The following is a 24,371-nucleotide window of genomic DNA, read 5'->3' on the forward strand; positions in this document are numbered from 1 at the left end:
TATGGAAAGTTTTAACGACATCAATGAAAACCAGGATACGATCAACATCCGTCAAGAACTCGAAAAATACCTAGCGCATTGGCGTTGGTTTGTATTGGCTGCTGTGGTCGCTCTAGGAACCGCTTATTTTTATTTGCGCTATGCCACGCCCCAATATACCGCCACCGCTACCATCATGATCAAAGACAACCAAAAGTCGGGCATTTCGGATGAGTTGAAAGCCGTAGCCGATTTGGGGATTGTGGGGACGGGCTCTGCGAACAATACCGACAATGAAATCCACGTCATCAAATCTCGTAAAATCATTGGCAGGGTAGTGGATTCTTTGAACTTGAACATCACTTATTTTAGAGAAGGCAGAATCAAAACCTCAGAAGCTTACCAAGACAAAGCCATTCGTATCCAATTTTTAAAGACCGATTCGTTATTCCATAAAATTGATACGGCTTTTGTGGTGCGTCAAATCAGTACAACTCAGTTTGAAATTCTGAGTACTGAGGATGATTTTATCCTGAAAGGCGATTTTAATCAAGTGATGAGTAGTAAAAAATTGGGAAGTTTTCTTATCCGTAATTTGCACCCCTCAGCAGAGGCAACAGACTTAGAAACAGTTACCATTGTCATCAGACCCAAAAGCAGGGTGATTGATGCCTATCAAAAAAATATAGCTGTCAATCCCGTAGATAAACTCTCATCGGTACTGACCTTGAGTTTGACCGACCCCATCAAACAAAAAGCCGAAGACATCTTAGACGAATTGGTACAGCAGTACAACCGCGATGCCATTGCCGATAAAAATATGGTGTCGAATAAAACCAAGGATTTTATCGAAGACCGCTTGCAAACCGTAGGTTTGGAGTTGGCAGCGATACAAGACAATTTTAAAGATTACAAAGCCAAATTCGGTATCTCGGGACTTACAGAAGAGGGGGCTTTGGCATTGACAGAAGTATCAGAAAGTAATGCCAAAATGGTAGAGCTGCGTACCCAACTCAGTTTGGCGGAGTGGGTACAGCAAGAAATCAAACAAGCTACCAAAACGGAGGTATTGCCTGCCAACTTGGGCTTTTCGGATGCCATCACCTCGGAGTCCATCACCAAATACAACGAATTGGTCTTGGAAAAATACCGTTTAGAGCCCATTGCCGGGAAACGCAACCCCAACCTCATTGCGCTGAACAACGAAATTGCCATCCTGAAACAAAATTTGCAATCGAACCTTGCCAACTTGAAAAAGTCTATTGAAATCCAATTGAACAAGGTCGCTAACGAGGCCAACCGTGTGCAAGGAAAGGTGTCTATGCTGCCTTTGATAGAACGTGGCATCATTGATATTGAACGCCAAAAAATCATTTACTCGGAGTTGTATTCGTATTTGTTAAAGAAAAAAGAAGAAACCGCTATTTCTTTGGCGATTACCGTACCCAATGCCAAAATCATAGACAAAGCGTATAGCAATGATAAACCCGTATCTCCCAAAGGTAACATCATTTACTTAGCAGCGCTCCTGTTGGGATTGATCGTGCCCTTTGCCGTTATTTATGTCAATAACTTATTGGATACCAAAGTGCATTCTCGTAAAGAATTGGAGCAATTGGTCAAGGTGCCCTTTTTAGGCGATGTACCCCATTCAGAGACCGAAGAAAAAATTGTGATCACCAAAGATGCCCGTACCAGTAGTGCGGAAGCCTTTAGGCTATTGCGTACCAATTTAGAGTTTATGTTGCCCAAAAGCAACGAAGGGTTAGGAAAGGTTATTTTTATTACCTCTACCACGAGTGGCGAAGGGAAGTCTTTCGTATCCATGAACCTAGCGGCTTCGTTGGCCTTAGCAGATAAAAAGGTATTGTTGTTGGGCTTGGATTTGAGAGCCCCTAAAATTACCCAATACTTGGGCCTCCCAGACCGTAAGGGAGTTACCAACTACATCTTAGACGACCGATTGACCATAGACGAACTAAAGTTTACCTTTCCGGAGATCAAGAACGTAGATTTTATTGCATCGGGGGTGATTCCGCCCAACCCAGCAGAATTGTTGTTGCACAAAAAAGTATCAGCACTCTTTGAGGCCGTTAAAAAAGACTACGACTTTGTCATTGTAGATACAGCCCCTGTGAATTTGGTAACCGATACCTTGCTAGTGTCTAAATTGGCAGACATGTTCTTATATGTTACAAGAGCAAACTACTTAGACAAGCGTATGTTGGTAGTACCCGAAACCCTTTACAAAGAGAAAAAATTGCCGAATATGGCGATGATTTTAAACGATACCGACATGAAACGCGGCTATGGCTACGGTTACGGCTATGGGTATGGCTACGGCTATGGCTATGGAGCTGGCTATCTGGAGGTGAAGAAAAAATCGTGGTTTGCACGCTTGATGGGGAGGTAGAAGGGTCCTATCCCCCTGACCCCCTTTCCCAAGGAAAGGGGGAGGGAAGTTTGCAGTACAAAGTACAATATTAAAAGTACAAAGTACAAAGTAGCATATTCAATGTTCAATGTACAAAATTCAAAGTTGGGATTAGGGATATACTTTAGTTTCAAAGAGGCAAAGAGGCAAAGATGCTTAGTTGTAGACTTTCAATGATCCTAAATCATAAACTCTCTTCTAACAGGCTTACTGCAAACTGGTTCACTGCATTTTTCTTTTAACCACATAGAAAATAATAGAAAAGGGTTACATAGTCCAAGCTTTGGGTTTACACATAGTTATGAGTTACTTTAATTGAGCAAAGCGTCTATTAAAATAAAGAAAGACTATGTGAAATGCTATGTGGTTCAAGCGGTGGATGCTAGTTATTTAGTCTTTCGTCTTCGTCTTAGTCTTTTGTCTTCGTTATTTAACCAACAGCAGCCCCTACACAAACCCCAAATTACGATCTATAATTCCCTCCAATAATTTCAAGTTTTCTTTGGTACTGATTTTTTGCAGTGCATCTAAATGCTGCTGATGGTGCGTGTCGGTACCTACAAAATCATATAGATTTTCTTTTAGCAAGCGTTGCGCTGTTTTTTGAACCGGCTTGCCATAGTTTTCGGTTAAAGAAAGCAAGTTCAATTGAAACAAACAGCCTGCTTTTTTCAATTTGTAATACGAATTAAAATGAGTGTGGTAGGTAAAATAACGCTCCGGATGTGCCAAAACCGGTTTGTATCCTTTCAATTGCAATTGAAAAAGCAATTCATAGACATTCAAAGGCGGACTGAAATACGACATTTCCACTAAAACCAAATTGTCTTTCAGCGTCAATAAATCTCCTTGCTCTAGCAACAGGGCAAACTGTTCGTCCAACATATATTCCGCTGCAGCACTGAAGTGGATATGACCCAATCCCTTTGCTGTCAACGCTTCTTGCACCAAAGTCAGTTTTTCTTGGATGATTGCAGGTGTATTGGGGTACACATCCCCTAAAATATGCGGAGTGGTTACAAAACGAGTAATGCCATAAGAGGCCATGCGCTCGATAAGGGCAATACTATCTTCTAGGCTTTTAGCACCATCATCAATACCCGGAAGTAAGTGCGAATGAATGTCCACCATTCCGTTTGGAAAAAACTCGGTCAAGGGAATCTCTTTCTTCTTAAAAAAAAACATATCATTTAATTTACTACAAATTTAGTGTTTTGAATGAGATATTGGGAATTAATATTTAGAGAGGCAGAGGGGCAAAGTGGCAAAGTGGCAAAGATGCAAAGGTGCAAAGGTGCAAAGGTGCAAAGTGGCAGAGAGGCAAAGGTGCAAAGTGGCAGAGAGGCAAAGGTGCAAAGGTGCAAAGGTGCAAAGTACAATATTAAAAGTACAAAGTACAAAGTAGAAAGTACAAAGTTGGCATTGGGAATTACACAAAATGACTTGTCCTGAATTAGGTTTACACAAAAAGTGTAAAAATGAAAGAAAAAAGCAAAGTGATTTTAGGACAATGGCGCAACAACAAGCTGTATTTTTCAGATCATGAAAAAAAGTTAATAATCGATGATTATTTGTCTGGAAATGAGACTAAACAATCGATTTATAAGCGTTATACGGGCTATCCAACAGAAAATGGTAAAATAGGGATGTGGATGCGCAAGTTTGGTATTGAAGATAAGTTTGTGAAAAACACTAATTTTGTTAGCATGTCAAAGAAAAAAAAACAACAAGAGGAAAGTTCGGATGATTTTGAGATGCTAAAACTCAAAAAGCGAATAGCTGAACTAGAAAAACAACTTCAAACAGCAGAGATGAAAGCTATTGCGTTTTCGACAATGGTTGATATTGCTGAGAAAGAGTTTAATATTCCTATTAGAAAAAAGCACAATACCAAGCCATAGAAACAATGAAGGAAAACTTCAAGGGCATAGGTTTAGCCGACTTATGCTCTTGGTTTGGTGTAACAAGACAGGCTTATTACCAAAGTAAAAAACGCGTTTTACAGGACTTAATTGAGCAGGAGATATTGCTTGATAGAATCAGTAATATTCGTAAAGATCATAAGCGTTTAGGTGGGCGAAAATTATTTTATAAACTAGAAGATTTTATGAATGAACATAATATAAAAATGGGTAGGGATGCGTTTTTCGACCTACTCAGAGAGCATAATTTGCTCATAAAACAGCGTAAAAGATATCATATAACAACAAACTCCAACCATTGGATGAAGAAGTATCCGAATTTGATTAAAGGTCTGGAACCACTCGGCCCCAACCATATATGGGTAAGTGACATAACGTATTGGAAGACAAAAGGCGGTCATTATTATATAAGCTTTATCACAGATGCATATTCAAGGAAAATCGTTGGTTATCATGTTGCAGATACTATGGAGGCTATAGAAAGCATTGCAGCTTTAAAAATGGCTATAAAAACGCTGACCCCAGAAGCGACAGGACTTATACACCATTCAGACAGAGGTTCTCAATATTGCAGCTCCGGGTATGTGAAAACATTAAAGAACAAAGGCATAAAGATATCAATGACCGAAAATGGAGATCCATTGGAAAATGCTATAGCAGAACGTGTTAACGGAATAATCAAAGGAGAATATTTGTTTGATTACGAAATAAAATCACTTTCAAAAGCAAAAGAAATACTGAAATCGGTTGTCAAGCTATACAACGAGGATCGTCCTCATTCGAGCATTGGGAATGCAACTCCCTCTGAACTACACGATAATTTTACGGATAAGGAAATAAAACGATTATGGAAAAACTACTATCGAACGTACTCAAAATGCGAAACTGTAACATAGATTACTCTGAACGAGCTTCACGAGTACATCAAAAAAAATGTAATACTATTTTAGGACTAAATTTAAAGTGTAAATTTGTCTCAGGACTATCAATAAATAAAAGTTAAATCTGTAAACTTTTTTTAGGACGGGTCAAAATAATTCTAAACACTAAACTCTAACCCCTAACCACTCAACACTAACGACTACAGTCTACAGTTGTAAGCTTCCCTTAAATTCGATCCATTCAAAAATAGAATTTTATTCATTTAATCTGTATTCAATTGGTGATTTATTTTTAAGTGATTTATGTGGTCTATTGTAATTATAATCGTTTATCCACTCTTGGCTTATATCTTTTACTTCTTGGATAGATTTAAACACGTAAGCATTGAGTATATCTCTTCTAAAAGTCCCGTTTAATCTTTCAATAAAAGCATTTTGTGTTGGTTCTCCTGGTTGGATAAATATGAGTTTAATCTCATTTTCTTTGCACCAACTATCGAGTTTTGCACTTATAAATTCGGGACCATTATCAACCCTAATCATTTTTGGTAATCCTCTACGTTCGCCTATTTGGGCTAAGCATCTAATAACTCTTAGTGTTGGTAATGAGGTATCTGTTTCAATCATCAATACTTCTCTATTATAATCATCTATAACGTTTAATAATCGGATTCTTCTACCATTCCACAGAGAATCACTCATAAAATCAATACTCCAAACTTCGTTCATTTGCGTTGGCTGAAATAGTTGTTGTTTGACTCTTGCAGGTAATCTTTTCTTGGAACGTCTTCTTATATTTAATTTCATGGATGTATAAATGCGATATAATTTTTTGTGATTAACAAGAGTTCCTGACTTTCGTATGCGATGATAACTTTGCCAAAAACCAATGGTTACATGTTTTTGTACCAGCAAATCAAGTTGTTTTATAAATACATCATCTTGCTTAACAACCGCCTTGTAACTGAAGCTACTTCTAGGAACTGTGACTATTTTACACGCTTTACGTTCACTTATAGCATAATTACTTGTGATGTAAGTGACTAGTTCTTTTTTCTCGCAAAGCGTTAAAGCTTTTTTTCAATCACATCTTTTAATGCTTGATTCATCAGTGCTAAATCGGCATACATTCTTTTGAGCTTTGAATTCTCTGCTTCTAGTTCTTTTATGCGTTTTAGTTCTGTGGCATCCATACCTCCATATTTGCTTTTCCAACGATAAAACGTTTTGTCGGATATACCATTGGCTCTGGCAATATCGGTAACTTTAACTCCTTGCTCTTGTTGTTTTAACATGGCAACAATCTGGTTTTCGGTAAATTGGGTTGTCTTCATAAGTTTTCGGCTTTAAATTTAATAATTTTTACTGAACGCGCTCCTTCGTCGCTTGTCGAATTCTATTTTTAAATGGCCGAATTTTGGGGAAGCTTACATAACCACTCAACACTAACGACTACAGTCTACAGTCTACAGTCTACAGTCTAAAGTACAAAGTACAATATTAAAAGTAGAAAGTAGAAAGTACAAAGTTGACTTTGTCACCCTAATAATACTTTGTTGAATTCATAAAAAAAACCATTCAAAATCACAATTTAAAAATATGTGCATTATTTTATGTAATTTTGAAATTATAAATACTTTAAAATGAGTTTTATCCAAAAACATAGCAAAGAAATAAATAAACTTTGTAAATCACACAAGGTAAAATCTTTGTACGCTTTTGGTTCAGTACTTACTGATAAATTCAACTCTGAAAGTGATATTGACTTAATTGTTGATTTTCAACAAATAGATATTCTTGATTATGGTGATAATTACTATAATTTAAAATTCTCTTTAGAAGAGATGTTTAAAAGAAATGTTGATTTGTTAGAAGAAAAAGCGATACGAAATCCATACTTTTTAGAAACTTTGAATCAATCAAAAAAAATGATTTATGGATAATGATTTGAAAACTTGGCTTTATGATATATTGTGTTCTATAAATGAAATCGAGAGTTATTTTATAGAAACGCCTAAAATGTTTGAAATTTATCAAAACGATTTAAGGACTAAAAGAGCGGTTGAACGAAATATAGAAATTATTGGCGAAGCAATGAATCGAATACTAAAACGAAACCAACCTATTAAGATATCTAACGCAAGAAAAATTGTTGATGTAAGAAATAGAATAATTCATGGGTATGATACGGTATCCGATGCTGTAATTTGGGGGATTGTTGTTAAAAATTTACCTGTTTTACAATTGGAAGTTGAGCAATTACTCAATGAGAAATAAACTTGCAAAGAGGCAAAGTACAATATTCAATATTCAATGTTCAATATTCAAAGTTGGGATTGGGAATAAACACTAAACTCTAACCCCTAACCACTCAACACTAACGACTACAGTTTACAGTCTGCAGTCTAAAGTCTACGGTCTAACGTCTACAGACCACAGTCTAATCACTAAATACCAAAAATTATTGCACAACCTATTTTCTTATAATATATTTGGAAAAAATTAACAACCATGATTTTAATTGCAGACGGAGGCTCTACAAAAGCAGATTGGATAGCAATCAATAAAGATAAAACAGAAGCATTCAGAGTACGAACTTTGGGCTTGAATCCGGAGGTAAATTCTACCAAAGAATTGACAGATCGCATCATACACATGTATCAACTGATCAATATCAAAGACGATGTTGAAGAAATCTATTTTTACGGAGCAGGCTGTGGCACTCCTGTAGCCATCAAAATCTTGCAAGATGTATTGGAATCCATCTTTACCAATGCCAAGGTATTTGTTGCTGAAGATATGTTGGCGGCAGTCTATGCAGCTTCTGGGAAAGCTCCTGCCATTGTTTGTATTTTAGGTACGGGATCGAATAGCTGTTATTTTGATGGGGAAAATCTACACATGAAAACCGTTTCTTTAGGCTATATTGTGATGGATGAAGCCAGTGGAAATCACTTCGGAAAGATATTATTGAAGGAGTATTTTTATGGGAAGATGCCCAAAAGAATTGCCACAAAATTTGAAGCGGAATTCAATCTAGATGCCGACTTTGTAAAGAAAAATTTATACAGAGAGCAAAACCCGAATATGTATTTGGCAACCTTTGCCCAATTTATGTTTGCATTTAAAGAGGATAAATACATCAAGCGCATCATCAAAAAAGGATTTCAAGAGTTTTTCAAATACCGAGTATTGCCTTTTGAGAAAGGTAGAGAGACTCCACTGTATTTTATAGGTTCTATCGCTTATTACTTCAGAGACTTGTTAGAAAAAGTAGCTCAGAAAAATAATTTAACAGTAACAGACGTCATCCAAAGACCTATTGACAATTTGTTGGCTTATCACCGAAGTCATATTTGATTAATGAAACAATGAAACAATGAATTAATGAATTATTGAATTATTGAATTATTGAATTATTGAATTATTGAATTAATTCAAACAATAGCAACCGATTAAATATTAGAAGTTAGAGGTTAGAGGTTAGAGTTTAACTGTTTAGAGGTTAGAAGTTAGATATAAGATATTAGAAGTTAGATATAAGATATTAGAAGTTAGAGGTTAGGGGTTTAGATGTTAGATATTAGAAGTTAATTTACTAGTCGTATAAGATTAATAAATAATAACAATAAAAAATAAATAATCAATTAACCAGTTATTCAAATAAGCAGATAACCAGTTCAAACAACAGAAACGTTTTAGGCTTAGCATTCGTCTTCGTCTTGGTCTTTGTCTTCGTTGTTTTACCAAATAATCAGCAACCATCATTTTAACCACATAGTATTTCACATAGTTGTCCTTTATGGGGATAGACGCTTTGCTTTGTTATAGAAAACATAGAAGTTAATATATTTGTCGTATAAGATTAATAAATAATAACAATAAAAAATAAATAATCAATTAACCAGTTATTCAAATAAGCAGATAGCCAGTTCAAACAACAGCAACGTTTTAGTCTTAGCCTTCGTCTTCGTCTTGGTCTTTGTCTTCGTTGTTTATCCAAATAATCAGCAACCATCATTTTAACCACATAGTATTTCACATAGTTGTCCTTTATGGGGATAGACGCTTTGCTTTGTTATAGAAAACATAGAAGTTAATATATTTGTCGTATAAGATTAATAAATAATAACAATAAAAAATAAATAATCAATTAACCAGTTAACCAAATAAACACAGAAACGTCTTCGTCTTGGTCTTTGTCTTCGTTGTTTTACCAAATAATCAGCAACCATCATTTAAACCACATAGTATTTCACATAGTTGTCCTTTATGGGGATAGACGCTTTGCTTTGTTATAGAAAACATAGAAGTTAATATATTTGTCGTATAAGATTAATAAATAATAACAATAAAAAATAAATAATCAATTAACCAGTTAACCAAATAAACACAGAAACGTCTTCGTCTTCGTTGTTTAATTAATAAATCATTACCTCATTAATTCATTCAATCAATACACGGTAGCTCGTTTTATTTTTATCTCCTATTTTTTGAAATAAACCTAATTCAACTCCTTTTTTTAAATCCCTACTGGCAGTTGCGGAAGAAATATCTTTAAACATATTCATGTATTCTTTTCTCGTAAAGTCAGTCTTATGTAAAGAAACAAAATAGTCTAAGCGGTCTTTGTCGGTTAATGTTCTGTTGTTGAAATCCAATAATTGACGCAATGAAGCATCAATGATTCCCAACATATATTCGATAAATACGGTTGATTTTCCTAATTGGTCACTTTTTGCTAATGCATTGTAATAGTCTTCTTGATTTTTGCTAATCAATGTTTCTAAAGGTAAAAATTCAAAAACGGGATATTTATCCATTAAAATTAGCGTTTGCCATAACCTTCCCATTCTGCCATTCCCGTCTAAAAATGGGTGAATAAATTCCATTTCGTAATGAAAAACACAACTCTTTATCAATACAATTTCATTCGAACTTTTCAAATACTCAAAAAGTTCTTTCATTAAAAAGGGTACGTTTGCAGCAGGGGGGGCTACATGGGCTACTTTTGAGCCTTTGACAATCCCAACATTTTGATTTCTATAGGTTCCTGCATTTACCAAAAGACCCTTCAGTAAGTTTTGATGTGCTTTTAAAAAAGACTTTTCATTAGTGGGATTGTATTTTTGTAGGTTTTCGTAGGTATGAATGGCATTTACAACTTCCATCACATCCTTTTTAGGACCGATTACTTTTTTGTGATCTAGGAGTGCTGTTATTTGCTCTTCCGTAAGCGTATTTCCCTCAATCTTTAGAGAAGCATGGATTGTTTTTATTCTATTTTCTTTTCTCAATAACGGAGAAGGTCTGCTAACTAAATTGGCATTTACTGCACCTAATTTTTCTGAAATAGCAGTAATTAATTGTAAGATAGTAGGTGTTATTTCGTAAGGAGGTTTCATATATATTGATACTATCATTTGATACTATCAAAGATACGAAGATTTTAATTAATGAAACATTGAATTAATTTAAACAATAGCAACCGATTAAATATTAGAGGTTAGAGGTTAGGGTTTAGAGGTTAGGGTTTAGAGGTTAGAGATTAGAAGTTAGATATAAGATATAAGATATTAGAAGTTAAAGGTTAATTTACTAGTCTTATAAGATTAATAAATAATAACAATAAAAAATAAATAATCAATTAACCAAATAAGCAGATAACCAATTCAATCAACAGCAACCTTTTAGTCTTCGTCTTAGTCTTTGTCTTCGTTGTTTAACCAGTTAACCAGTTCAAACAACAGAAACGTTTTAGTCTTCGTCTTAGTCTTTGTCTTCGTTGTTTAACCAGTTAACCAGTTCAAACAACAGAAACGTTTTAGTCTTAGCCTTCGTCTTCGTCTTGGTCTTAGTTGTTAAATTAATAAATCATTACCTCATTCCCTCATTAATTCATTAACCTACAGCAACTCCACCAACCGTTCCAATCTCATACCTCTGGAGCCTTTTATCAAAATGGTTTTATTTTGAAATGGATGTTTGGAAAGATGGATTTTTAGGCTTTCGAAATCTTCAAAACTAAGATGGCTTGTAGAAACCCCATGAAAGTTTTTCCCTACTAGGAAGATGGTTTCAAAATGTAAAGAAGCTGCTAAATCCGCGATGGCTTGGTGCTCATGAGCACTGTCTTCCCCCAATTCGAACATGTCTCCTAAAATAACCGTTTTGTGAGTTGCAGACAAGGCTGCAAAATTCTCTAAGGCTACTTTCATGCTGCTTGGGTTGGCGTTGTACGCATCTAAAAACAAGGTATTGTGCGCTGTTTTTACAATTTGCGAACGATTGTTTTGGGGCACATAGCCCTCAATAGCTTTGCTGATGGCATCTGTAGGTACCCCAAAATGCAAGCCCATGGTGATGGCAGCGGCTATGTTGGGAAAATTATAGTTGCCCATCAATTGCGTTTGGATGTTTTGTCCGTCTAAGGAAAGCTGTATGAAAGGATTTACCCCCACATACTGTATTCTTTCCAAGTCGAACAATACCCGAGAAATATCCGAAGTTTTTGTCATTTGAATGGGGTCTGCAGGATTTACAAACACCATTTTATGGTTGGCTCTTATAAAATCATACAGTTCACTTTTTCCTTTGATGACCCCTTCAACACCTCCAAAGCCCTCTAAATGCGCTTTGCCAAAGTTGGTGATATAGCCAAAATCAGGTTCGCAAATGCTGCTTAAAAAGGCAATTTCTTGTTGGTGATTGGCACCCATTTCTACAATGCCCAATTCCGTATCAGGCGTCATGGAAAGTAGGGTTAAAGGTACCCCAATATGATTGTTGAGGTTTCCTTTGGTAGCAACTGTTTTGAATTTTTGTTGTAGCACCCCATGAATCAATTCTTTACTCGTAGTTTTGCCATTGCTGCCTGTCAAACCAATGATGGGCAGCTGTAATTGTTTGCGGTGATAGTTGGCAAGCTTTTGTAGGGTTTGTAATACGTCCGTAACCAAAATCATGCGTTCGTCTGTTTGATAGGTTTCCTCGTCGATAATGGCAAAACGAGCGCCCAAAGCCAATGCTTTTTCAGCAAAATTATTGCCATTAAAGTTTTCGCCTTTCAATGCAAAAAACAAACTGTTTTGAGAGATTGCTCTGGTATCTGTAGTAACTAAATAGTGCGTTTTGTAAAGTTCGTAAAGTTTGGGAATGTCCATAAATTAATGTGGGTTCGTTTAAGTTGTAAATGTAATAAATTGACGATTCAATATTTAGAGTTTCTTTGTGAACCTTTGTATTTAGGATTTCAGGACTTTGTGAACCAAGTGTAGCACAAAATACGCAAAGAAGACACAAAAAACACAAAGAAGTAATTTTTAGGAAGCTATTTTACTATATTCTATGATGCATACATCGGGTTCACTTTAAATTTTGAGGTTTTGAAACTACAAATCAATCATAGTTGTCTTTTATAGCAGAGTGTTGTTTCGTTAATGAGTAGAAAATTGTAAAAATATGATTCCTAAATTTGAGTATCTGCTTATTTTTTCTATGTTTATACTATGTGGTTAAACACAATTCCTATAAAAAAACCTCATTATAAAAAATTACAATGAGGTTGTTGTTATGCGTTATGAATGTTTATCTGCTTGGGTTTCTAGCCGATTTCTTTTGGGTTGACATTGGCCCTAATTTGTCAGAAACACATCGGAATCCGATATAATTCGTTGCCATATATTCTGGCAAATACCTTCTTTGAGCCGGGTCTAACCAGTATTCTCTATCAGACCATGAACCTCCTTTGTAAACGCGGGTATTGTCGCTAATCAAGGTAGTTCTTGGTTTGTTATCGTTTATTAAAATATCTTTACCGGTGATGGAATCACGCATTCTTGTAGGCCCTTTTGGGGAATTGTACATGCTTGGTTTTGAAGTAAATTCATCTTCATTGGCATTGAAAAAACGAGAAGAATTCAAATCACCATCCCCAATATTTGAATTGTCGGCAATAGAAAAGTTTCTACGCATCACAGCATCTTCTTTGGTGATAGGCATGTATTTGATAGTACCAGGCAATTGCTTAGGAATGATTTTACCGTTAGGTAACGTATCGTAATCAACTTTGGCAGCATCTCCACCAGCAGCATACACTAGATTTCCGTTGGCATCAATGAGTTTTTTGGTGAATAAGTTTCCTCTGAAATAGTTGAAATCATTCGCTTCATTATCAATGATTGGTCTGTATACATCCGCTACCCATTCAGCCACGTTTCCAGACATGTCATACAATCCGAATGCATTTGGAGGATAGGATTTTATTTTGTTTGGAATGTCAGAACCGTCAGAACTCCAGCCTGATAAGCCACTGTACTCTCCATTACCTTGTTTAAAGTTCGCCAATTGATCGCCTTTGTAACGCTTTTCTTTAGCACGGGTATATTTTCCGTCCCACGCATATTTTTTACGACCACGGATGTTGTTGTACTCTCTGTTTTCTACATTCGCTTTCGCAGCAAACTCCCATTCAGCCTCCGTTGGCAAGCGAAAACGTTGGGTTAATACACCATCTGCTTGGGTAATTTTTCTACCTTGAAAAGCCCCTTTTTCAGGTCTAGGTTCGCCTCTTTTACGAACCACTCTGGTAGGTACTCCTCTTTTATATACGGTAGAATCTCCTTCAAACAAACGAGAATCATCGGCTAAGAAAACGTCCGTATCAAAAAAGTTGCTGATAGAATCTATTTCGAAGATGTTTTTGATGTAGCCTTTGTCAATCAATGTTTTTAAGTTCACCACATTGGTTCTCCATTTGCAGTATTCATTGGCTTGCAACCAACTCACCCCCACCACAGGATAATCTGCATAAGCTGGATGACGGAAATAGTTTTCTGATAAAATATCTGTATTTCCCAAACTTTTTCTCCATACTAAAGTATCAGGCAATACGGATGGATAAATATGTTTGTAATTTTCTTCGGATGGAGGAAATACATCTTTGGTGTATTGCACATACAAAAAGTATTCGGAGTTCGTTACTTCGGCTTCATCCATAAAGAACGAACGAACGTGTAATTTTTTTGGAGTGGTGTTCCAATCAAACATTACGTCGTCTTGCACTTGCCCCATGGTAAAAGAGCCTCCTTCTACAGCAACCATCCCTAAAGGAGGTTTTTGATCATTGCCTGCGTTTCCTTTTACGTAATTTCCATTTTTTGGGTCGTTAAATGACAAGCCAGTAAGCGTAGATTTGTTGGTAGTTGATTTATTACAACCAAAAATCATCAGCGCAAAGCCTAAGATAAGACCGGTTTTAAAGGTGTTTTTCATTTCCTAAATATAAAATTTATAGGTTTCTGTAATCGTGATGCAATTTACAATAAAATCCATTTCTAACAAGTTATTTGAAAATTTTAACGCATCCATATTTTTCTATGCCTTGAAAACGTTTTCTTTTTGTGTTTAGTATCTATTATCTTTGTTTTCTATAAAATATCTAACTTTTATTTCCGTTATTTGGATACTGAAATATGAGAAAACATTACATCTTATTTGTCGGTCTTTTGGTAGCAAGCATTTCTTTTGCACAAACCTCAAACAGTGTTTTGGCAACAGGTACTTGGTATAAATTTGCCGTAGATACTACCGGAGTTTTTAAAATTGATCGTGGTTTTTTGCAGCAATTGGGAGTGCCGTTGAACGGACTCAATCCTAAAAAGATTCATATTTATGGCAATGGAGGACAGCAATTACCAGTACTAAACAGCGATTTTAGATACGATGATTTGCAAGAAAACGCTCTATTTATAGCAGGAGAAAGCGACAACTCATTTGATGCGAGCGACTATATTTTGTTCTATGCCAAAGGACCTCATGATTGGCAATTAGACCCCGCCAATGCTGTAGCAACCCACAGACACAATCCGTATACAGACCTTGCCTATTATTTTATTACCATCAATGATACTGATGGCAAAAGAATTCAGCAAAAAACACCCATTTCGGGAGCAACCACATCACCCATAACCCTTTTTGATGAATTTACCTACGTAGAAAAAGACGAACGGAATTTATTTGCAGCCGGAATGCAATGGTTTTTTGCTTCGGATTTTAACATACGAAATACCCAAACATTCAACATTCCTTTTCCGAATGCTGCGCCCAATGAACCCCTTACAGTAAAAGTAAGAGCTGTATCCAATTCCGTTGTTTCTTCAATAATGGAGGTAACCCTCAACAATCAACAGCTATTTACCATCAATTTACCGGGAGTAAATCCGCAATCCTTAACCAAAGCGATTGCCATAGAACGTGCGCAAACGGCCGCCAATACCCCACAAAATATAGCCATTTCAATTGCTTATAACAATAATGGCAATCCGTCTGCCAATGCCTTTTTAGACTACATAGAAATCATCGGAAAAAAGCAGCTTACGGTTGGGAATTTTCAGTTTGGATTTAGAAGCTTTCAGCAAGCCAATGCCAGTGGGACAGTGCAATACCAGCTTGCCAATGGCGCCAGTGCTTTTCAAATTTGGGATGTGTCAAACCCCATCACCCCTCAGCAAATTACCAATGAAACCTCTGGAAGTGACTTTGTTTTTAGAGATGCAGCGGGAGCATTGAAAGAATATGTAGTTTTAAATGAACGTGATTTTTATACCCCCATACGTTTGCAAAATTCACGTGTCCAGAATCAAAATTTACACGGATTGCGCGATATCAATTATTTGATCATTACCAACGCAACCTTGGCAGGACAAGCACAACGATTGGCAGTCTATCACGAAGAAAATTCCAATCTATCGACAAAAGTAGTACTCATTGATGAAATTTACAACGAGTTTGCATCAGGAGCTAAAGACATTACGGGCATTCGTGATTTTATCAAACGATTGTACGATACCAATTCAGCCCCTGATAAAAAATTGCAATACGTATGCTTTTTCGGAGACGCTTCGTATGATTACAAAGACCGAATTTCCATGAACAATAACATCATCCCTGTAAAATTGGCTTTTGACAGTTTTAATTTGGCAAATTCGTATGTGACGGATGATTTTTATGTGATGCTAGATGCCAATGAAGGAACGATGACTTCTTCACATACCATTGATGTCGCCTCTAGTAGAATTCCCGTTTCAACCTTGGATGAAGCAACAACTGTAGTAGATAAAATACTTTCGTATTACAGTAAAAACGCTTTGGGGGATTGGCGCAATACCATTACCTTATTGGCAGATGATATTGATGCCTCAGGAGAAGAGGTGTTGCAACAAGGAGTTGATAAAATTGCCAATCAAATCAAAATCAATCAACCTGTTTTCAATATCAATAAGATTTATTTGGATGGGTTTGTACAACAAAATGCCTCGGGAGGAGAGCGTTATCCTGAGGTAAACAAAGCCATTACCAATGCTATGGAAAAAGGAACCTTGGTGTTTGATTATTTTGGACATGGAGGAGAAGATGGTTTTGCATCAGAACGAATATTAGACGTGCCACAAATACAATCTTTCAACAATCTCAATACTTTGCCTTTGTTTATTACAGTTACCTGCGATTTCTCTCGTTTTGACAATCCGAATAGAATTACGGCAGGCGAATTGCTCTTTAAAAGCAAGACAGGTGGTGCTGCCAATATGATTACCACTACCAGAGAAGTATTTATATTTGTTGGGCAACAATTCAACGAACTGTTGATTCCTATTTTAATGGGATTCAATAACGAAGATTTGAGCATCGCACAAGGATTGATGCGTGCAAAGAATCAGTTTGCCAGTACCCAAAAATTCTTTATCTATTCTTTTGGAGATCCCGCTAAAAAATTAGCAGTTCCCAAACCCAATATCCGCATTACAAAAATGAATGATATTGACATCACACAATCGTTGGATACCATCAAAGCCCTGTCTAAAGTAAAATTTGAAGGCATTGTTACAGACAATAACAATGTGCCATTGACCAATTTCAACGGCACCTTGTCAACTACCATTTTTGATAAAACGTTGCAAAAGACGACCTTAGACAATGATGGCTTCGGAATAAAAATGACCTATGAATCTCAAGAAAGCAAACTATTTAGAGGAAAATCATCTGTAGAAAATGGCAGATTTACCTTTGATTTTATTGTACCCAAAGACATCAGAGTCGCTTTTGGCAAAGGAAAACTCAGTTTTTATGCCGATGATGGCACTATCGATAAAGGCGGTTTTAACAACGATATTGTCATTGGAGGCATCAATCAAAATGCTCCTGATGATAGGGTAGGGCCTGAAATAAAACTATTTATGAATGATGAATCATTTATTGATGGTGGCAATACCAACGCCTCACCAAACCTTATTGTATCACTTTCGGATGCAAGTGGTATCAACACTTCTATTACTGCAGTTGACCATGATATTGTGGCTATTTTAGATGGAGACACCTCCAATCCTATCATTTTGAATGACTTTTATCAATCGGAATTGAATGATTTTACCAAAGGAAAAGTAACCTATACCCTGAGAGATTTAGAAGTAGGACCCCATACTTTGCAATTAAAAGCGTGGGATACTTACAATAATTCTTCAGAGGCAACGTTGAACTTTGTGGTGGTGAGTGATGCAATATTAAATTTAGAAAATGTATTGAATTATCCCAATCCATTTGTAAATTACACCGAGTTTTGGTTCAACCACAACAAACCTAATGAACCCTTAGAAGTACAAGTACAAGTGTTTACGGTTTCAGGAAAATTGATCAAAACCATCAATCAAAATGTACAAACCACAGGAAATTTATCACGCAGTATTGCATGGAATGGATTGGATGATTTTGGGAATAAAATTGGGAAAGGCGTGTATATTTACAAATTAAAAGTACGATCCACTTTGAGTAATTTAGCCTCAGAGAAATATGAAAAATTAGTAATTCTTCAATAAAAATTAGATATTTGCTCAACTAACAAAAAAACAACGATGAAAAAAATAGGAATTTGTATGGCACTTTGTGCTTTGGTAAGTTTAAAAATCAGTGCACAAGAAAATGCCATCACCACAGCAGCCCCCTTTTTATTAATAGTTCCTGATGCCAGAGCAGGAGGAATGGGTGATATGGGAGTAGCAACATCTGCGGATGCTTGGTCATTGTTTCACAATGCGGCAAAGATGTCATTTAGTGACAGACAGATCAAAACAGGTTTGACTTATTCGCCTTGGTTGCGAAATTTAACCGATGATATCTTTGTAGGAAGTGCTGCTTACATCAACCGATTCAGTGAAAATGCAGCTTGGGGAGCAGATTTCAAGTATTTTTCTTTGGGTCAGATTGATTTGACAGACGACCAAGGAAATCCGAATGGAACCATTAATCCTAATGAGTTTGTAGCAACAGGAGCGTATTCTTTAAAATTGAGTGAAACCTTTTCTATGGGAGTTGGTTTGAAATACATTCGATCTAACCTCGCTTTTAATAATACTGCAGGAAACACCTTGCAACCTATCAATTCATTCGCAGTTGATATCTCTGGATATTATCAATCTTTTGAAGAAAATTACGGAAGCTTTAACGGTCGTTACAGATTTGGTTTCAATATTGCCAACATAGGTCCTAAAGTATCTTACACGCCTGGAGAAGAAGATTTTATTCCGACGAACTTAAAATTGGGTGGAGGATTTGACTTTATTTTGGATGATTACAACATCATTTCTACGAATGTTGAATTCACGAAATTATTAGTACCTACCCCACAACCTGATGGTTCTGAAGAAGATACAGGATGGATTCAAGGAATTTTAGGGTCTTTTGGAGATGCTCCAGGAGGATTTAAAGAAGAATTGCAAGAGTTTACTTATGCCTTTGGTGCTGAATATTTATACAACAATGCCTTTGCTCTTCGCACAGGGTATTTTCACGAAAGTCGAAACAAAGGAAATAGACAATATTTTACTTTAGGAGCTGGATTTAGAACCAATGCGTTGAATATTGATTTATCGTATTTAATCAATTCTTCGGATGTAAACAATCCGTTAGAAAACTCGTTGCGTTTTTCATTGTCCTTTGATTTGGGTGAAATCTTTGATAATTATTAATTAGGCAACTTTTTTTGTGAAGCTTGCGTGTTTTTTTATCACTTTGTGAGATAGCTATGTCACAAAATACACTAAGAAATCACAAAAAAAACACAAAGAAAATAATAGAAATCACGCATTATTTGATTTATTGTTAGTTATACAAAACAATAAAAAATAATAATAATCAATAATAAATAGTTCAAATTTTCATATCTTTAAAAAATAAAAGCAGTCTTTACGACTGCTTTTTTTGACAACATCATTTTATGAAACCGCCATTGATTAAGAGTTTGCGCAAGCAAACACCAATGAAGAAAAAGGCGGTCGCATATGTGACCGATTAAAAATTAGATTTTACACATATGAAAAACATCGAAATAACTACTTCAGCAATAATTTTCAAAGATATTTCTGAATTGGCAACTGAAGATCAAATGCTGATGCAACAAGCCATTTTAGCGAGAGAAAAAGCCTATGCACCGTATTCAAAATTCAGTGTTGGTGCCGCTTTGTTGTTGGCGAACGGCGAAATCATTTTTGGAAGTAATCAAGAAAATGCAGCCTATCCCTCAGGAATGTGTGCAGAGCGTGTAGTAATTTGGAGTGCAGGAGCAAGATTTCCTGGTGTAGCAATTCAAAAACTAGCCATTTCAGCAAAATCTGCCCATAGTTTGGTTGACAAGCCAGTGGGGCCTTGTGGTGCTTGCAGACAATCGTTGTTTGAATATGAATTCAAACAAGAGCAGCCTTTTGAAATTTTGTTTATGGGTGAGTTAGGTGAAGTCGTAAAAGTGCCTTCTGTAAAATCATTACTTCCGTTTTCGTTTGATAATTCTTACTTATAAATGGCCTCAGACATTGCCAATGTGCAAGACATACATACAATCATCACTCAGTTTTACGAAAAATTATTGAATGATGCTGCAATGCGTCCTTTTTTCGAAGCGATTGTGCAGCAAAACCACCTGGAACATCACATAGACATCATCACTCATTTTTGGCATGATATCTTGTTTGATACCCATTTGTATCATGAAAATGTGATGCAAAAACACCTTCAACAAAACGCCTTACATCCCTTTGAAAAAGTTCATTTTGAACGTTGGACATCGTATTTTACAACCACTATTGATGCTTTGTTTGAAGGTGAACAAGCAACTAAAATGAAACAAAGAGCTTTGTCAATTGCCACTGTGATGCAATTGAAGATGCATCATTAATCTTGCACAATACCAAAAGTATACAAAAAACTATCCGTTGAATATCGGGAGCATTTTTTAACGAATTTTCTTTTTCTAAATTTTAAAGTAACTTTACCTATCAACTTTTTTAGAAAATGATACATTCAAAAATTTCGGGTACAGGTAAGTTTATTCCTTCCTTGAAAAAGAAAAATGCCGACTTTATCAATGCAGCTTTTTTAAATGCAGATGGTTCAGATTTTGCATCTGATAATGCTGATATTATCGAAAAATTCAAAGCCATTACAGGAATAGAAGAACGCAGGTATGCCAAAGACGATTTCAATACTTCTGATTTGGCTTACCTTGCCTCTTTAAAAGCCATTGAAGATGCCCAAATCAATCCAGAGGAATTGGATTATATCATTTTTGCGCACAATTTTGGAGACGTTGCAAAAGACAGTGTCCAAAGTGATCTACTGCCAAGTTTGGCAACCAGAGTAAAATTCAAATTGGGAATAGAAAACGCCAATTGTGTTGCATACGATATCCTTTTTGGTTGCCCAGGTTGGATTCAAGGAGTGATTCAAGCACAAGCATTTATCAAAGCAGGAATTGCCAAAAAATGTTTGGTGATTGGCGCTGAAACTTTGTCGAGAGTGGTTGATAAATTTGATAGAGATTCTATGATTTACAGTGATGGAGCAGGAGCCTGTATCGTAGAAGCTACTGATGAACAAACTTCGGGAATACTCAGTTTTGCCGATCAAACCTTCGCCAAAGAAGAAGCCTATTATTTGTTTTTTGGAGAATCGTACAATAAAAATAGCGAGGGTAATACCCGTTATATCAAAATGTTGGGACGTAAAATTTACGAATTTGCGTTGTCTAATGTTCCTTTAGCGATGCAAGCCGCTTTGGATAAAAGTGGAGTTGCTATAGATGATGTGAAGAAAATCTTCATACATCAAGCCAATGAAAAAATGGATGAAGCGATCATTCAGCGTTTTTACAGATTGTACAAAAAAAGAGTTCCAGAAGGAATCATGCCCATGAGTATTCATGAGTTGGGCAATAGTTCTGTAGCTACAGTACCCACTTTATTAGATTTAGTGATCAAAGGTCAGATTCCCAATCAACACATTGTTAAGGGAGATGTTTTTATATTGGCTTCTGTAGGTGCGGGAATGAACATCAATGCGATTGTGTATAAGTATTGATTCTTGTTTCACAGAGTTTCACAAAGTTGACACAGAGTTTCACAAAGATTTTTTTAAATCATTTTGTCATTTAGTCATTAAAATTAACCACAAAGACACAAAGTAATACGCTAAGCATGCAAAAAAAAATCTTACAGAAAACATTGCGACCTTTGCGAAATGTCTCTGCGTTCTTAGAGTTTGAAATATTAAAAGCACCGTTTCATACATATCTTGATAAATAATTATGTAAATTTGTTTAATTTAAAATCTTAAAAAAAATGACTTTAGTTATTGATTCTTCAAATCCTGAAAATATATCTCAACTTTTAAAAGAAAAACTGAAGAGAAAACCCAAAAAAGGAAATATATCAAAACATTTTGGTAAGCTCAAAAGAAATATTGATGGGTTGAATTATCAAATTGAAGTAAGAAAAAATGAAGATTGATTTTTTAGCTGATACTAATTTTTTAATATATGTTCATGAAGGAGATAAAAAGGTGCTTCCTTTTTTGAATTATAACTTTGGGGTTTCGTTTATTTCTGAGGTTGAATTGCCGGGTTTTAAAGGAATTTCTACCCAAGAAGAAGTAAAATTAAGAAACTTACTTGATGATTGCTTTAGTGTTGAATGGAACTCAAAAATCAAAGAAAAAACAATTGAATTAAGAAAGAAATATACTGTTAAATTGCCAGATGCCATTATAGCATCAACTTCTTTGATCTATGAAATTCCCCTTGTTACTGCTGATAAAGCTTTTTCTAAAATTCACGAACTTGACTTAATTTTGATTGAATTCTAAAAACTCTCAAGATTCGTGGAAATAGGTTCAATTTGTGTTTTTAAAAAAAAGTTTCACAAAGTTGACACAGAGTTTCACAAAGATTTTTTTAAATCATTTTATCCTTTAGTTATTAAAATTAACCGCAAAGACACAAAGTAATACGCTAAGCGCGCAAAATAAATCTTACAGAAACATTGCGACCTTTGTGAAATGCCTCTGCGTTCTTTGCGTTTGAAATATTAAAAGCGCCGTTTCATACCTATTCCACCACAATACTATTCTGATTTTTAAAAAACGAATTAATTCTTGACATTCCTGTCTTAAAAAAATCAAAATCACTATTGAAATTTCATCTGAAATAGTATTTTTGCACATGCAACAAGACAACGTACTTATTTTAGATTTCGGATCGCAATACACTCAGTTAATTGCGAGAAGAGTAAGAGAATTGAACATCTATTGTGAAATCCACCCGTTCAATCACTTACCAAACAATATTGAAAATTTCAAAGCAGTCATCCTTTCTGGAAGTCCAAATTCCGTAAGAGGAACTACCGTTTTACATCCTGATTTATCAGCCATTAGAGGTAAAAAACCATTGTTGGCAGTTTGTTATGGAGCCCAATACTTAGCCCATTTTTCAGGAGGAAAAGTAGCACCTTCCAATACCCGAGAATATGGAAGAGCCAATTTATCATTCGTTAAAAAAGATGAGGAATTCTTTGAAAATATCCATGAAGGGAGTCAAGTTTGGATGAGTCATTCTGATACCATTACTGATTTACCTACCAATGCTGTATTGTTGGCAAGTACCAAAGATGTTGAAAATGCAGCCTATAAAATTGAAGGGGAGCAAACATATGCCATTCAATTTCATCCAGAAGTATACCATTCTACGGATGGAAAACAATTGTTGGCAAACTTTTTGGTAAGAATTGCCCAAGTTGCACAAACCTGGACACCAGATTCGTTTGTGGAAAGTACAGTTGCTGCACTTCAAGAAAAAGTAGGAAATGACAAAGTCGTTTTAGGACTTTCAGGAGGCGTAGATTCAACTGTTGCCGCAGTTTTGTTGCACAAAGCCATTGGAAAAAATCTCTATTGTATTTTTGTAAACAATGGTTTGTTGCGTAAAAATGAGTTTGAAAGTGTATTGGCGCAATACGAAGGCATGGGATTGAACGTTAAAGGAGTAGATGCTTCGCAACGATTTTTAGAGAAGTTAGCGGGATTGTCAGATCCTGAAGCCAAAAGAAAAGCCATTGGAAACACGTTTATCGATGTTTTTGATGATGAGGCTCATCAAATTACCGATGTAAAATGGTTGGCACAAGGAACGATTTATCCAGATGTCATTGAATCAGTTTCTGTAAATGGAGGTCCTTCTGCAACCATCAAAAGTCATCATAATGTGGGTGGATTGCCCGATTTTATGAAGTTGAAAATTGTAGAACCTTTGCGAATGATTTTTAAAGACGAAGTACGAAGAGTAGGCGCAACTTTGGGCATTGATCCAGAATTGTTAGGACGTCATCCATTTCCGGGACCAGGGTTGGCAATCCGAATTTTGGGAGACATCACTGCTGAAAAAGTACGTATTTTGCAAGAAGTAGATGCTATTTTTATCAACGGGTTAAAAGCAGATGGATTGTACGACAAAGTGTGGCAAGCAGGCGCTATTTTGTTGCCTGTCAATTCAGTAGGAGTGATGGGTGATGAGCGTACCTACGAAAAAGTAGTTGCTTTAAGAGCGGTAGAAAGTACGGATGGAATGACTGCAGATTGGGTAGATTTGCCGTATCAATTTTTGCAGAAAACATCGAATACCATTATCAATCAAGTGAAAGGTGTGAATAGAGTAGTGTATGACATCAGCTCAAAACCACCAGCCACTATAGAATGGGAATAAGTATTGCAGTATTAATTTGCAAAGAGGTTTGTGTTTACAACCCTTGTTCAGTAAAATGATTTTAACATTACTCTCTATAG

At 35.9% G+C, this 24,371-nt stretch carries 19 protein-coding genes; 14 read left to right on the plus strand and 5 right to left on the minus strand.

Annotated features, from left to right (window positions below; genetic code table 11):
* The first annotated feature begins 1 nt into the window (after position 1).
* The gene (locus tag WHA43_RS11955; RefSeq protein ID WP_105044968.1) at positions 2-2,392 is read left to right on the plus strand and encodes a GumC family protein; all 2,391 of its coding nucleotides are present in this window, start codon (positions 2-4) and stop codon (positions 2,390-2,392) included.
* Positions 2,393-2,860: 468 nt separating this feature from the next.
* Here WHA43_RS11955 and WHA43_RS11960 read toward each other — a convergent pair whose 3' ends face one another.
* Positions 2,861-3,598, minus strand: coding sequence for a tyrosine-protein phosphatase (locus WHA43_RS11960; protein ID WP_105044969.1), 738 nt, complete (start codon positions 3,596-3,598; stop codon positions 2,861-2,863).
* A 293-nt stretch (positions 3,599-3,891) separates the two neighbouring features.
* Between WHA43_RS11960 and WHA43_RS11965 the strand changes: the two genes are divergently transcribed.
* Together WHA43_RS11965 and WHA43_RS11970 are read left to right on the plus strand one after the other, a co-directional pair.
* The gene (locus WHA43_RS11965; protein WP_226742834.1) at positions 3,892-4,314 is read left to right on the plus strand and encodes a hypothetical protein; all 423 of its coding nucleotides are present in this window, start codon (positions 3,892-3,894) and stop codon (positions 4,312-4,314) included.
* Positions 4,315-4,319: 5 nt separating this feature from the next.
* The gene (locus tag WHA43_RS11970) at positions 4,320-5,231 is read left to right on the plus strand and encodes an IS3 family transposase (RefSeq protein WP_226742833.1); all 912 of its coding nucleotides are present in this window, start codon (positions 4,320-4,322) and stop codon (positions 5,229-5,231) included.
* A 240-nt stretch (positions 5,232-5,471) separates the two neighbouring features.
* Here the strand turns inward: WHA43_RS11970 and WHA43_RS11975 are convergent.
* Positions 5,472-6,550 (minus strand): IS3 family transposase gene (locus WHA43_RS11975; RefSeq protein WP_226742795.1). Its coding sequence is split into 2 segments (ribosomal slippage): positions 5,472-6,289 and positions 6,289-6,550, totalling 1,080 coding nucleotides; the frame shifts between segments, so codons are not numbered across the junction.
* A 309-nt stretch (positions 6,551-6,859) separates the two neighbouring features.
* On the opposite strand from WHA43_RS11975, the gene WHA43_RS11980 reads away from it, so the two are divergent.
* The 3 genes from WHA43_RS11980 to WHA43_RS11990 all read left to right on the plus strand — a co-directional run bounded on the left by WHA43_RS11980 (position 6,860) and on the right by WHA43_RS11990 (position 8,576).
* On the plus strand, positions 6,860-7,159 hold the full coding sequence (locus tag WHA43_RS11980) for a nucleotidyltransferase family protein (protein WP_105044970.1): 300 nt from the start codon (positions 6,860-6,862) through the stop codon (positions 7,157-7,159).
* The gene (locus WHA43_RS11985; RefSeq protein ID WP_105044971.1) at positions 7,152-7,493 is read left to right on the plus strand and encodes a DUF86 domain-containing protein; all 342 of its coding nucleotides are present in this window, start codon (positions 7,152-7,154) and stop codon (positions 7,491-7,493) included. The genes WHA43_RS11980 and WHA43_RS11985 overlap by 8 nt, the downstream gene beginning before the upstream one ends.
* 234 nt (positions 7,494-7,727) lie before the next feature.
* Positions 7,728-8,576, plus strand: a complete 849-nt coding sequence (locus WHA43_RS11990) for an N-acetylglucosamine kinase (protein ID WP_105044972.1) — start codon at positions 7,728-7,730, stop codon at positions 8,574-8,576.
* A 1,085-nt stretch (positions 8,577-9,661) separates the two neighbouring features.
* Here the strand turns inward: WHA43_RS11990 and WHA43_RS11995 are convergent.
* From WHA43_RS11995 to gldJ, 3 genes are all read right to left on the minus strand, one after another.
* Positions 9,662-10,621 (minus strand): Fic family protein, encoded by a 960-nt coding sequence (locus tag WHA43_RS11995; RefSeq protein ID WP_105044973.1) that lies wholly within the window; start codon positions 10,619-10,621, stop codon positions 9,662-9,664.
* Positions 10,622-11,122: 501 nt separating this feature from the next.
* Entirely contained in the window at positions 11,123-12,379 is a 1,257-nt protein-coding gene (locus WHA43_RS12000; protein WP_105044974.1) for a UDP-N-acetylmuramoyl-tripeptide--D-alanyl-D-alanine ligase, read from the minus strand.
* 424 nt (positions 12,380-12,803) lie between these two features.
* A complete protein-coding gene (gene gldJ, locus WHA43_RS12005; RefSeq protein ID WP_105044975.1) occupies positions 12,804-14,489 on the minus strand; it encodes a gliding motility lipoprotein GldJ in 1,686 nt (561 codons plus the stop codon).
* Between the two features lie 200 nt (positions 14,490-14,689).
* On the opposite strand from gldJ, the gene porU reads away from it, so the two are divergent.
* The 8 genes from porU to guaA all read left to right on the plus strand — a co-directional run bounded on the left by porU (position 14,690) and on the right by guaA (position 24,291).
* Positions 14,690-18,085 carry a type IX secretion system sortase PorU gene (porU, locus tag WHA43_RS12010; protein ID WP_105044976.1) on the plus strand — a complete coding sequence of 1,132 codons (3,396 nt, stop codon included), beginning with the start codon at positions 14,690-14,692 and terminating at the stop codon, positions 18,083-18,085.
* Between the two features lie 36 nt (positions 18,086-18,121).
* Complete coding sequence (porV, locus tag WHA43_RS12015) at positions 18,122-19,234, plus strand: type IX secretion system outer membrane channel protein PorV (protein ID WP_105044977.1); 1,113 nt, start codon at positions 18,122-18,124, stop codon at positions 19,232-19,234.
* A 344-nt stretch (positions 19,235-19,578) separates the two neighbouring features.
* Entirely contained in the window at positions 19,579-20,061 is a 483-nt protein-coding gene (gene cdd, locus WHA43_RS12020; protein ID WP_105044978.1) for a cytidine deaminase, read from the plus strand.
* Positions 20,062-20,436 carry a group III truncated hemoglobin gene (locus WHA43_RS12025; protein ID WP_105044979.1) on the plus strand — a complete coding sequence of 125 codons (375 nt, stop codon included), beginning with the start codon at positions 20,062-20,064 and terminating at the stop codon, positions 20,434-20,436.
* A 116-nt stretch (positions 20,437-20,552) separates the two neighbouring features.
* A complete protein-coding gene (locus WHA43_RS12030; RefSeq protein WP_105044980.1) occupies positions 20,553-21,617 on the plus strand; it encodes a 3-oxoacyl-ACP synthase III family protein in 1,065 nt (354 codons plus the stop codon).
* 260 nt (positions 21,618-21,877) lie between these two features.
* Complete coding sequence (locus tag WHA43_RS12035; protein WP_170039462.1) at positions 21,878-22,045, plus strand: hypothetical protein; 168 nt, start codon at positions 21,878-21,880, stop codon at positions 22,043-22,045.
* A complete protein-coding gene (locus WHA43_RS12040) occupies positions 22,035-22,400 on the plus strand; it encodes a PIN domain-containing protein (protein ID WP_105044981.1) in 366 nt (121 codons plus the stop codon). The genes WHA43_RS12035 and WHA43_RS12040 overlap by 11 nt, the downstream gene beginning before the upstream one ends.
* Positions 22,401-22,755: 355 nt before the next feature.
* Positions 22,756-24,291 (plus strand): glutamine-hydrolyzing GMP synthase, encoded by a 1,536-nt coding sequence (gene guaA, locus WHA43_RS12045; protein ID WP_105044982.1) that lies wholly within the window; start codon positions 22,756-22,758, stop codon positions 24,289-24,291.
* Positions 24,292-24,371 lie beyond the last annotated feature (80 nt).

Source organism: Polaribacter gangjinensis (genome assembly GCF_038024125.1).
Lineage (GTDB): Bacteria > Bacteroidota > Bacteroidia > Flavobacteriales > Flavobacteriaceae > Polaribacter > Polaribacter gangjinensis.

Bases quoted from the DNA above. Each gene is read 5' to 3' on its own strand.
- WHA43_RS11955 (WP_105044968.1), top strand. From the start codon at position 2: ATGGAAAGTTTTAACGACATCAATGAAAACCAGGATACGATCAACATC.
- WHA43_RS11960 (WP_105044969.1), bottom strand. From the start codon at position 3,598: ATGTTTTTTTTTAAGAAGAAAGAGATTCCCTTGACCGAGTTTTTTCCA.
- WHA43_RS11965 (WP_226742834.1), top strand. From the start codon at position 3,892: ATGAAAGAAAAAAGCAAAGTGATTTTAGGACAATGGCGCAACAACAAG.
- WHA43_RS11970 (WP_226742833.1), top strand. From the start codon at position 4,320: ATGAAGGAAAACTTCAAGGGCATAGGTTTAGCCGACTTATGCTCTTGG.
- WHA43_RS11980 (WP_105044970.1), top strand. From the start codon at position 6,860: ATGAGTTTTATCCAAAAACATAGCAAAGAAATAAATAAACTTTGTAAA.
- WHA43_RS11985 (WP_105044971.1), top strand. From the start codon at position 7,152: ATGGATAATGATTTGAAAACTTGGCTTTATGATATATTGTGTTCTATA.
- WHA43_RS11990 (WP_105044972.1), top strand. From the start codon at position 7,728: ATGATTTTAATTGCAGACGGAGGCTCTACAAAAGCAGATTGGATAGCA.
- WHA43_RS11995 (WP_105044973.1), bottom strand. From the start codon at position 10,621: ATGAAACCTCCTTACGAAATAACACCTACTATCTTACAATTAATTACT.
- WHA43_RS12000 (WP_105044974.1), bottom strand. From the start codon at position 12,379: ATGGACATTCCCAAACTTTACGAACTTTACAAAACGCACTATTTAGTT.
- gldJ (WP_105044975.1), bottom strand. From the start codon at position 14,489: ATGAAAAACACCTTTAAAACCGGTCTTATCTTAGGCTTTGCGCTGATG.
- porU (WP_105044976.1), top strand. From the start codon at position 14,690: ATGAGAAAACATTACATCTTATTTGTCGGTCTTTTGGTAGCAAGCATT.
- porV (WP_105044977.1), top strand. From the start codon at position 18,122: ATGAAAAAAATAGGAATTTGTATGGCACTTTGTGCTTTGGTAAGTTTA.
- cdd (WP_105044978.1), top strand. From the start codon at position 19,579: ATGAAAAACATCGAAATAACTACTTCAGCAATAATTTTCAAAGATATT.
- WHA43_RS12025 (WP_105044979.1), top strand. From the start codon at position 20,062: ATGGCCTCAGACATTGCCAATGTGCAAGACATACATACAATCATCACT.
- WHA43_RS12030 (WP_105044980.1), top strand. From the start codon at position 20,553: ATGATACATTCAAAAATTTCGGGTACAGGTAAGTTTATTCCTTCCTTG.
- WHA43_RS12035 (WP_170039462.1), top strand. From the start codon at position 21,878: ATGACTTTAGTTATTGATTCTTCAAATCCTGAAAATATATCTCAACTT.
- WHA43_RS12040 (WP_105044981.1), top strand. From the start codon at position 22,035: ATGAAGATTGATTTTTTAGCTGATACTAATTTTTTAATATATGTTCAT.
- guaA (WP_105044982.1), top strand. From the start codon at position 22,756: ATGCAACAAGACAACGTACTTATTTTAGATTTCGGATCGCAATACACT.